6 protein-coding genes and 2 pseudogenes are annotated in these 10,140 nt (G+C 46.8%); 2 read left to right on the top strand and 6 right to left on the bottom strand.

Going from position 1 to position 10,140, the window contains the following annotated elements:
- Positions 1-522: pseudogene (locus EWV66_RS10270) on the top strand (RNA-guided endonuclease InsQ/TnpB family protein); the annotation flags it as partial.
- Positions 523-535: 13 nt separating this feature from the next.
- On the opposite strand, the gene EWV66_RS10265 reads toward EWV66_RS10270, so the two are convergent.
- From EWV66_RS10265 to EWV66_RS24400, 4 genes and pseudogenes are all read right to left on the bottom strand, one after another.
- The gene (locus EWV66_RS10265; RefSeq protein WP_287107887.1) at positions 536-5,656 is read right to left on the bottom strand and encodes a hypothetical protein; all 5,121 of its coding nucleotides are present in this window, start codon (positions 5,654-5,656) and stop codon (positions 536-538) included.
- Between the two features lie 98 nt (positions 5,657-5,754).
- A complete protein-coding gene (locus tag EWV66_RS10260) occupies positions 5,755-6,519 on the bottom strand; it encodes a hypothetical protein (protein WP_002788156.1) in 765 nt (254 codons plus the stop codon).
- 127 nt (positions 6,520-6,646) lie between these two features.
- Complete coding sequence (locus EWV66_RS10255) at positions 6,647-6,832, bottom strand: hypothetical protein (RefSeq protein ID WP_071822930.1); 186 nt, start codon at positions 6,830-6,832, stop codon at positions 6,647-6,649.
- Positions 6,833-7,108: 276 nt separating this feature from the next.
- Positions 7,109-8,011, bottom strand: a pseudogene (locus tag EWV66_RS24400) (transposase).
- Between the two features lie 494 nt (positions 8,012-8,505).
- Between EWV66_RS24400 and moaA the strand changes: the two are divergent.
- Complete coding sequence (gene moaA, locus EWV66_RS10240; protein ID WP_052275836.1) at positions 8,506-9,495, top strand: GTP 3',8-cyclase MoaA; 990 nt, start codon at positions 8,506-8,508, stop codon at positions 9,493-9,495.
- A gap of 4 nt (positions 9,496-9,499) precedes the next feature.
- Here the strand turns inward: moaA and EWV66_RS10235 are convergent, their stop codons facing one another.
- Entirely contained in the window at positions 9,500-9,685 is a 186-nt protein-coding gene (locus tag EWV66_RS10235) for a PCP reductase family protein (RefSeq protein ID WP_052275835.1), read from the bottom strand.
- 101 nt (positions 9,686-9,786) lie between these two features.
- The coding region (locus tag EWV66_RS10230; protein WP_287115953.1) for a Uma2 family endonuclease at positions 9,787-10,140 on the bottom strand (354 nt) is incomplete at its 5' end.

Here is a 10,140-nt window from a genome sequence, read left to right as displayed (position 1 = left end):
AACGTAAAGACAAAGCAATTAAAGACGCTTTGGCGTTAGTCCAGTCTAATGATCTGGTAGTCTATGAAGCTTTAAAGGTAAGAAACTTAGTCAAAAACCGTAAGCTTGCCAAGTCAATTAGTGATGCTTCTTGGTATCAATTCACCGAATGGTTGAATTATTTTGCCAAGATTTAGCGGATTGTTTGTGTTGCTGTTCCTCCCCATTTCACGACTCAAGATTGTTCAGTTTGTGGGACGAGAGTTCAAAAAAGATTAAGCACTAGAAATCATCAATGCCTCAATTGTAAAACAGTCTTAGATAGGGATCATAATGCGGCAATCAACATTCTTAAAAAAGGGTCGCAATATTTGGGAAATCATCTCAACGGTACTGTTGGGCAAACAGAAACCGACCCAAACGCATAATAGAGAGTCCGACCTCTGGATTTTCAGTGGAGACATTGAGAATTTAAGTTGTCTCGTTGAACAAGGAATTTCCGATAGTGATAAGTCAAGAATCCCCCGTCACAGCGTAGCTTGACGGTGGGAGTATGTCAATCCCACTCCTGTAAGTCTCGGAGCCAATTTTGCAGCAAGCTAGTTAATTGAGTACGGCGAGTTTCAAAATTGCCAGCAATTGAGAGCAAGCTAACCCCCACCAGCAATCCGATAATCCATTTAAGCAGAGGATAAAGGGAAATCCAAATTACCAACTGATAGAAAGCATTAGCCACAAAAGTAAAAGTGCCAAGATAGAGGAAGGCGCGAATTCGTAAGGCTAATCCGGCAAAAATTGCCACTAAACTGAGGATGCCAGGCAGGATTCCCGTCTGATGATCAAACCAGAGAGCCGCACTAGCAATAATGCCTGTTCCCAAGAGGCGGAGCAGGTGGCGCAAGGATTTGCCTTGCCTCCCCTGACAGGTAGGTTCTATCCAGACAAGACAGAGGAGAGACAGTCCGACAAGACTGCTGTAGGCGAAGGGAGTTGCCAGAGAGAAAGCCGCCAGCCAAAGGGCGATCGCCCAATTCACTAACAGTAGGGTAAGATAGCGCCACCGGGGTTGCTGCCGCAGCCAAGCCAGCCAAGCATAGAATCCAGCCACCACCAGCAAACTTAGGGGATTGAGCTTGTCTAAACTGCCCCCAAGGGCGAGTCCTGGAAGAACAAGAGCGAGGAATTGCCAAGGACGAGGTGGCCAGCCCCAAAGCCGCCAAGGGAGCAGATAGGTGAAAACAGCCACCCCAGAGGCGATTACTCCCAACCAAGAAACTAGGTATTGAGAGAAGAATTCCATCGGAGGAATAGTATTGGCAGCATAAACCCCAATCCCAGTGGCTTCTAGAATACCCAGATAGACCCAGATTTCAGCGATCGCCTGGTCAGGATGGTTGCGCCCTTGCCAGATAGCATAACGAGTCAAAAAGATACCGGTTGCCAATCCCAACAGTTGATTGACTGCAACGGGATAGAATAAAGCCCCTAGTAACAGGCAACTGCCCAAAGCCCAGTGCAGGTGGGCAACCAACTTCAATTCTGAGGCCGTCAGATGCAAGTAGCCAGCCAACCAGGGAGAGAGCAATCGATAGCCGTAAACCAAGCTGGCGGCCAGGGCTGCCATTGCCAAAAATTGATCGCCTTGGGACAGGTCGGCAATTTGATAAAACAATAGCTCGTAGGCTGAGATGGAGATCCCGCCAATTCCCAGGTACAACAAGGGCTTCCCGGCCGGAGAGCGCCGCCCAACTCCGATGGCAATCAGTACCAGTCCCAGAGAACTCAAGCCAGTCCAACTACTGAAAAATCCCCAACGCAGAGCCGCTCCTAAGGCCCCATAGAGCAAGGGTAGGATATTCCAGCTATTGAGCATTTCCCGCCTGTGATCTCTGTGCCACCAATCTCCCAACAGTTGGGTAAGCAATCCCAAGAGAATATTGGCGATCACTAGGGCAATTAAAGACTGCTTAGTTAGGTTGAGAACTTCGATGGTGAACAGTTCCAAGCTCCAGCCTACCCCGTAGATGCCCCAGTTACTCGGCTCGAGGTAGCTTCGATAGGCGATCGCCCCTAAAGTCAGGGCAGCCCCTAGGACAGAGAGGCTTGAGGCCGCCATCCAATCCCAGTAAACGGCTAGAGAATGGAGAGTCAGGGCGACTAACTCCAGACTACAGAGGGCAATTGCCCAGCCATCGAGGGACTGGGTATAGAGGGCGGCAAGTTGGCTCTGGCGGCGCAAGAACCAACTTCGCAGCATCCAGAGGACAGCTAAGAGCAAGGCAACTGCCAGCAACCAGCCGTCAATTGAACGCAAGGCCCATCCCGCCCAACCATCCCACAGGCAAATGCCCCACAAAGCCAGAGCGAAGCCGATGGTAAGGGTAACTGCCGCCCCTTGTTGTAAATAATAGGCATGAACCAGCATCAACCCAGTTGCTATTCCTAAGCCGATTAGCCTGTACCCTGTCAGCCCTAGCAAGGGCAACTGGACTAGGGATAAGGTGGCAATACTCAACCAGATTGCTGAGGGAAAACGGGGAGGTTGCCAACTGCGATAGGCGGTTGCTCCCATAAGCAAGAGCGACAAGAGGAGAGTACGGAAAGGCTCCTGCACTATCGAGGTGTTAGCTACCAGAATCGACAACTCCAGACTACAGAGGGCGATTGCCCAGCCATCGCAGGCGCGGGCATAGAGGAGGGCAAGTTTAGAAGTACGCTGGCTCAACCAATAGCGCAACGGCCAGAGGGGGATAAGGGCGATTGCCCCCGCCAACAGCCAATCTAATCCAGAGAGAGGCAATCTCTCTAGTAAGGCAACGCTCAAGCCCAAGGACAAGCCTACCGTGATGGCAGCCGCTGCTAATTTTTGTAGGCGATGAGTCTGGAAGAACATCAACCCAGTGGCGATCGCCAGGGTGACGAGACGAGTTTCTTCCCCTACCCAGGTGGGAATTTGGGCAACTAGCAGGACTGAGATGCTCAACCAAATGACTAGGTTAGGTTGGCGCGAGGGTTGCCAACTGCGATAAGCTGTCGCCCCCATCAGCAGCCAAGTGGCGATCGCTTCTCTACCGTCTGGAGAATTAAGGACATTGCCAGAAAGCGCCAATAACATCAGGAGCGAGAGGCAAGTTGCCCAACCATCGCTAACCTGGGCATAAATTCTCGCCAAATTATTCGGTAATGCCCTTAAGCATTGGCGGAGAATCCACAAGCTTGTCGCAGTAATTACCCCTGCCAACAGCCAGCTTGCTTCTTGCCGCAATGCCCAACCAAAACTGCCATCCCACAAAGACAGTGCCAGCCAACTCAAGCCAAAACCTACGGTAATCGCTGCTGCTGCTACCTGCTCTAAGTTACGGCTATTGACGAACATCAATCCTGTAGCCATCCCTAAGCCAATTGAGGCAATTCCTGGTTCCAACCCTTGCAGGAGTAGGGCTGTTAAGATAAGCCACTGCCACAGGGCTAAAGCGTCTATACTCAACCAACTGGCAACTTCCCGCCGAGCCAGATTCCAAGTTCCCACCCCAGTCAGGGCCAGGGGAGCCAAACCCCAGACTAAGCCCCACTCTAGCCCCATAAGCGGGTGCTCCAACACAGAGGTCAACTGGGCGAAAACTGCCCCCTGATTGAGGACAAACAAGCCATAGGATAGCCCAGCCAAGATTAGTCCCAGATTCCAAGTTGTGTGGTGTAGGAGATGAAGCAAGGAAGTAGCAGGAAAAGGCCGTTTCACGCTGAATGCCAATTCCAGCACCGCCAGCATGATTAAAATCACGCCCCAAACTGCCCAACTCAGCCTTGGCCATCCCCAGTCAATCGCCAAAATTAGGGTGAGCAAGCCAGCTAGGTGAGTGAGATAGGCCAGGGAGAGAAAACGGCGGGAAATCTCTTGAAGGGAAGCTAGTTTGACTTGCCGTTGGCTGAAAATTACTAACGCCAGGGTTGAAGCTGCCAAGTTGAGCGTCCTCAAGGCAGGATTGACTAAGGAGCAAAAGGTCAAGGTTGTTCCCCAGAACAAGGCTATCGAGCCGGTAAAAGAGGCTAATTCCCGCTTGCCCAATTGGGAGAACCAATCTGTCAGGAATAGGATCAAGACTAGGTAAGGAAAGAGAACTAAGCTTAGTAACGCCCAAGGGGTAGCTTCAGCGCCAGTTAAACCAGTCCCCAAGGTGATTGCCCCTTGCCTGAAAGTGTCTGGAAGTAAGCGCCAAGCCAGCCACAACCCCTGCAACCCAATCAGCAAGGCTGCTGCCAAGTCGAACTTCCGCCAGGAGTAACCGATGCGTCGGGCAAAAAACAGGAGTGATAAACCACTCACTGCTAGGGCTTGCCAAGGTGTTTCACCCACCGACAGTAACCAACCTAGCAGCAGCAAGCTACCGCCGATACGCTGCCACAAGGAAACAGATTGTCTGGTCTGCCAACTGGCTAACCAGCCGCAAATCCCCACAGCCAGCCCCAATTGGCTAATCTCTACTTGAGCGATAAAAATTGCCCGCACCAGCAGGATAACTAGCCCATAGACGACAATTGCCTCATTTAAGCTAAAAGGGGCTAATCTTTCTCTCCTTGATGCTGCTTCTTGTCCGGCTCCTTCAGGAACACGGGAAAGGGAGATCAAAGTTGTTCCCACCATGCCCAAGTAAGTTGCCAGCAAGGGAAAACCTCCAATTGCCCATCCCCAATGCAGATAGCTCAATCCCAAGTGATTCGGCAGACTTTGAGAAAATCCTGCCTGGCGAGTTTCCCCGTACCTCCCCCGGAATAGTTGAACTGTTACGGCGGTAAGGGAAAGGGCAGCCACTACCACAATCAACCAGTCTAGAGGGTTGCGCCACAAGCCCAAGCTATCCATGGCCAGAAAATTCATCGGTACTAGCAACAGAGTAACCAGGCGCAAAGCCTGACTGGTCAGGCGCAGGCGCGGCTGTTGGCTACTCCAAAAACTGGCTCCCCAAAAAGCTAAAGTATAAAGCCACAACACCCCATACTGTCCGGCGGTTGAGAATTTTTCCCAAAAGTTGGCGGCGAGGACACCAGAGGAGATGACCACCATGAAGACTCCCAACAGCAGCAGCCAGAGGACGCTCAATTCTGCCATCAGAGACTGTAACATTTGTCCGAATTGACTGGGAGTTTCCTGCCGTCGAGGAGATGTTGGCGGCTGTGGCGGGATTCTACGGGGAGCTTCTGGCCGTCGAGAAGGTAGCGCGGGTGGGGGAGTCTGCTGGGAGGAGATGGGGTCTGGCAGCGGCTCTCTGGTAGGGGCAGTTGTCAGTATAGGCACGACACAGGAGAGGTTTTCCCGACACAGTTGCTTGACTTGAGATTCCCCAAGTAATCCTAATTGGAGCCATTGTTCTAAACCTTGTACTAGAGAGGGATGGGAAGCTCTCACTCTTATAACAACCCGGATTTGAGAAGCAGTCAGCCAGCCTCGCTCCTGCCATTGCCCCAAACCTTCTAAAAAGTTAGATAAAGGGACGCTGGTGGTTATTGTCAGAGCGAGGGTTTCTTGAACTGAATTTTCTCTCGCATTTATTGCTAATTCTAGTCTTTTGTCGGCAATCAAATCTAATTCTAGCCATTGCTTGAGAGCTAGTAAAAGTTCGGCCGGCGAACTTGGATTGACGATTTCTATTGGGATGATTCGCTTCTCTTGAAAGGACATAAGTAATCAGATAAAGATAAAGTTAACTGGGGAGACAAGGGAACGGGGAACAGTAAGGGTTTCAGCCTTGGTTAGATCTCTTAAGAAATTAATCTCATCTAAGCTGTCTTGAAAAAGCGAATAATCTCTCGTACATGATTGAGAAATTGACTGTCTTCTGTCAGTTGTGCGATCGCATTTTGTGCTTCCTGAGATAAGGTTTCATGTTCAACCTGATTTTTAGCCTCCAATTTTTCTAGTAAGGCTTTCAGACGGGCTAATTCTTGGCGATTTATTTGGACTTCTTCTTGCTGTATATTTGCTTCGGTATCCAGTTTTTCCCTGATTATTGCCAGATTATCCTCTAAAATAGAGACGCGATTACGCAACTCTACTACATCCTCTCTGGGATACTTAATCTGTTGTCGAATCATTGACAAACGCACGGCTAAATATTGATAAGCCCGAATCGCCGGACGTAAAGCTGTCAATAATAAAGTTGCACCAGAACTCACATATCCTACTGCACTAATTCCCGTTGCTGCTAAGGTATAAAGTCCAATTCCTGACAGCAAATGTAAGGCAATCGCAAGCCGAATTGACCAACGCGCTACTGTCTTAACATAATCAACTTGTTTCTGATCTACGGTAATATTTTTCTCTTGAGAAATTGCTGCTTCTGCGATTACTTCCTGGGCATCAAAATAAATGTTCCAAGGAACAGTCACAATCACTAACAACCACCAAAAACTGGCGATCCCAATCAACCAATCGATTAAATTTCCTGACGGGATGTGCAACCATCGTAAAATTCCAAAAGCTAGTAAGACTAAGGCTCCAAAAATCACACAAAACCCGATAAATCCTAGATAGCTTAAAAACATCTCAATCACCTCTTTTTTATTTCTCTTTCTGGCTCTACCGAACTTAGTATGCTAAACTGATGATTGAAAAAGGAAACGGGGAACAGGGAAAAGGGGAAAGGGAAAAGGGTTGAGATTTTGGCAACAACTAAGAAATGATTATTGAAGGAAAAGGTGACGTTATGGACAATAAGCAGAGAATAGTCTGGTTTTTTTGGTTCTTCGTTACTTGGTATGGTTCGATAGGGGGGCATAAATCGACTAAATCCTTATCTGGCAAGAGATTTAATTGATTAGTTCGCTCCAGATCGCCAACAATTGACAAAAATTGCATAAGACAAACCGAAGAACCTGTTATTTTTACATAACAGGTTCGGTAGAACCCTCTTTTTTATGCTAGAAAAAGATTGGTCAAGTTTCACTAGCGGTTGTGACACTTTGTGAATTTACCCATAAAATAGCCTAATTGTGAACCATAACTTGGCTGTTTGACAACGAGTATAGTGTAGGGACTGTCTTGATTGTCAAGGGGTAATTCAAAAAAACTCAAGCAGTTGCCGTAAAACTCAAAATCTCAAACCAGAAAAAAGCGCAGCAAAAGCTAAGCTGCTCAGGTTAAACCAAAGCAAGCGCAACCCTTGATTAGAGATAACAAAAAGTGTGAATCTCTAGGAACAAGGCTGTAAATTGTCTGTTGCTGCCAAGGCTGATTTTGGCGAACCATTGCATTAAGAATGACTAAGATTTTCCGCACACAAGCAGTCAGAGCCAGTTTTTTTGATTTACCGCGTCCGACTAGGCGTTCGTAAAAGGCTTTAATCACCGGATTATGACCCATAGCTACCACCGCTCCCATGTAAAGAGTCGCCCGAATCTGAGCGCGACCTCCCTGAATCATCCGCTTACCTTTATGTTGACCACTATCAGGATTGATGGGCGCAACACCGACTAAGCGAGAGATTTGTTTGGCGGTTAGTAGAAATTAAGTACCTAAGCAAAATTAATTACACATTTCGATAAAGCTTTTGCCTCTTGCCTATTGCCTCTTGCCTGTCTTCACTAGGAAATTTATTTTGCATGACTACTTACTTGACCAATCCCCGGCACGGTTTTTAGTAAATTGACTTTCTCCAGCCATTCTTGGTTAGCTTGGGTCAATTTCTCAATTTCTTGATTGAGTTTTCCGGGGCAGTTAATGAGCTAAAATTTGAGCGTCCATGGCATCGGTTTTGGCTAACTTACCAGTGGCTTTAGTAAAGTCTCTTCCTTGACGGGGATTAATTAAGGCGACCGGTAAACCCGCTGCTTGTAATTGAATCACCAGTTCAGTTTCTCAACCTCCTGTCGCTTCCAGAACAATGAGGTTGACAGTGTAGTATTTTAGGGTCTCGACCAGTTTAGAAAGGTAAACATCTAGGGTCGCTTTGCTAATGTCAATGCCTACCCATTGAGAGATATTTTCCCTGATTAAACCTGAGAAATTGGCGAGATTAATGGTTATTTTTGAGAGCATCCCCTTGATTTTACTCATCCTTGCCCGATACGGTCTGTTAGCCTAACAATTGATTGTTTTCGCGACGACCCTGGCGACTGTTCGAGTTTTGTCAGGGAGATTATGGTGGTGACCCTTGCTACGAAGAGGTCTTTTCTGACCAAGGTTGGGACGGTCTACCACTTCTCTCAATATACAAGGTTGGGTTGAAGCATGAAACCCAACGCCTCAACGGATTGAGTATTAGATAGTATCCTGTTTGTCCATATCTAGAGGATTGTTTAATATTTCTTTCGGGTTTTAGCTGACCTTTTTGGTTAAGTACAATCAAGAAAAATTGCCAGATTTCAGAATCGTTCTTGGCTCTTGCCATTGAGCAAATCTATTGTCATCATAGACTAAAATCTAGATCTAGCCATGGTTTTCTAGAAACTTGGCCCGATGTTTAGATATCGATCGAGCCGGAATTGTTATGATCAATTCATGAAGTTTTATGACAGTATTTCCCCGTGAACATGAACCAAATCGACTATCTCAGGATTAGTTTAATCGATCGCTGTAACTTTCGCTGTCAGTATTGTCTGCCTGAAGATGCAGAATTGGCCTATGTTCGACCACAAGACTTACTCACCCGGGAGGAAATTCTTACTTTAGTCAAAAATGTCTTTATTCCCCTCGGTTTCCGCAAATTTCGTCTTACTGGTGGGGAACCTCTCTTACATCCCGAAGTAGTGGAGATTGTGCGCGACATCGCCTCTTTATCTGCTACTAGCGATTTAGCCTTGACCACTAATGGCTATTTACTTGACAATTTAGCCGAAATGTTGTATGAAGCCGGACTAAGACGGATTAATATTAGTTTAGACTCCCTCGACCCCGACACTTTCGATAAGATTATCGGTAATCGCGGCCGGAGTCGTTGGCAAAAAACTTGGGCAGGTATTCAAGCAGCCCAGAGGGTGGGTTTTGACCCCTTAAAATTGAATGTGGTGGTGATTCCGGGGATAAATGAGGCAGAAGTGGAAGATTTAGCGGCTTTGACCATCGATAAGCGTTGGCACGTCCGTTTTATCGAGTTTATGCCCATCGGTAACGGTGATTTATTTCAAGAAAAAGCTTGGATTGCCAACGAGGAATTAAGGGGGCGAATTCGGGCAAAATGGGGCTTAAATGAGGGTCAAGTGCGGGGAAATGGTCCAGCCGATGTTTTTCAAATTCCGGGGGCTAAGGGTACAATCGGCTTTATCAGTCAGATGTCGGAGTGTTTTTGCGATCGCTGCAACCGCCTACGTCTCTCGGCCGATGGTTGGTTGCGTCCCTGTCTCCTCAACGAAACCGGACAAATTGACCTAAAAACTGCCCTCCGTCAGGGAATTTCGCCAGCAGAAATCAGGGAAAGAGTGCGGGAATTAATAGAACTGAAGGCAGAAATAAACTTTAAACTGCGTGATTCCGGCACATCAAGCGGCATTTATACCCGTACTATGTCCCAAATTGGCGGCTAAAAATCTACTGTCCGAATTCTACTCTAGCCTGTTCCACCATTTCCACGGTAACTCGATCGGAACCGGCATGACGAGCTAATTCTTCTATCCTTTGACGCGCTTGGTAACGAACAAAATAGGGAATATTTTTCAGTTTTGCTTTTGCTTCTGCGGTCCATTGTAGTTGATCGGAAAAATCTAGAGCGTCCATAGATTTAACATATAGTAGTCCGTCTATTATAACAAAAAAGATTAGCTATTTTGAGATAATGAGTTTCTTGATAGCGACTCTTTTTCACCTTTTTTTTAATTTTAGGTTTCTGCTAGGTCAAAATTGACTCTTTGATATAAATCTTGCAAAGAAATCTGCCAATCCACCGACACCAATTGTAAAACTGCATTTTCCCCTGTAAGGAAATCAACTAACCATTGATCATCCTTTTGTTTATAGTAACGTTCTACACTATAACTAGATTGTTCAATCAGAATATATTCCTGAAAAGTTGGCAAGGAACGATAGAATTTAAACTTATCCCCTCGGTCATAAGCTTGGGTAGAATTAGAGAGAACTTCGACAATAATTAAAGGATTGATCACGTTAGATTGACTATTACCTTGATAGAGAGGTTGACCTTTAATCACCATCACATCGGGATAGGTGTAAAT

Origin of the sequence: Microcystis sp. M_OC_Ca_00000000_C217Col (genome assembly GCF_007095585.1) — a bacterium.
GTDB lineage: Bacteria > Cyanobacteriota > Cyanobacteriia > Cyanobacteriales > Microcystaceae > Microcystis > Microcystis panniformis.
The sequence above is the reverse complement of the archived record's forward strand: the minus strand, read 5'-3'. Positions and strand labels throughout refer to the sequence as shown.

What these genes read in the sequence shown, in the direction of transcription:
- EWV66_RS10265 (WP_287107887.1), bottom strand. Translation starts at nt 5,656, where the DNA reads ATGTCCTTTCAAGAGAAGCGAATCATCCCAATAGAAATCGTCAATCCA.
- EWV66_RS10260 (WP_002788156.1), bottom strand. Translation starts at nt 6,519, where the DNA reads ATGTTTTTAAGCTATCTAGGATTTATCGGGTTTTGTGTGATTTTTGGA.
- EWV66_RS10255 (WP_071822930.1), bottom strand. Translation starts at nt 6,832, where the DNA reads ATGCAATTTTTGTCAATTGTTGGCGATCTGGAGCGAACTAATCAATTA.
- moaA (WP_052275836.1), top strand. Translation starts at nt 8,506, where the DNA reads ATGAACCAAATCGACTATCTCAGGATTAGTTTAATCGATCGCTGTAAC.
- EWV66_RS10235 (WP_052275835.1), bottom strand. Translation starts at nt 9,685, where the DNA reads ATGGACGCTCTAGATTTTTCCGATCAACTACAATGGACCGCAGAAGCA.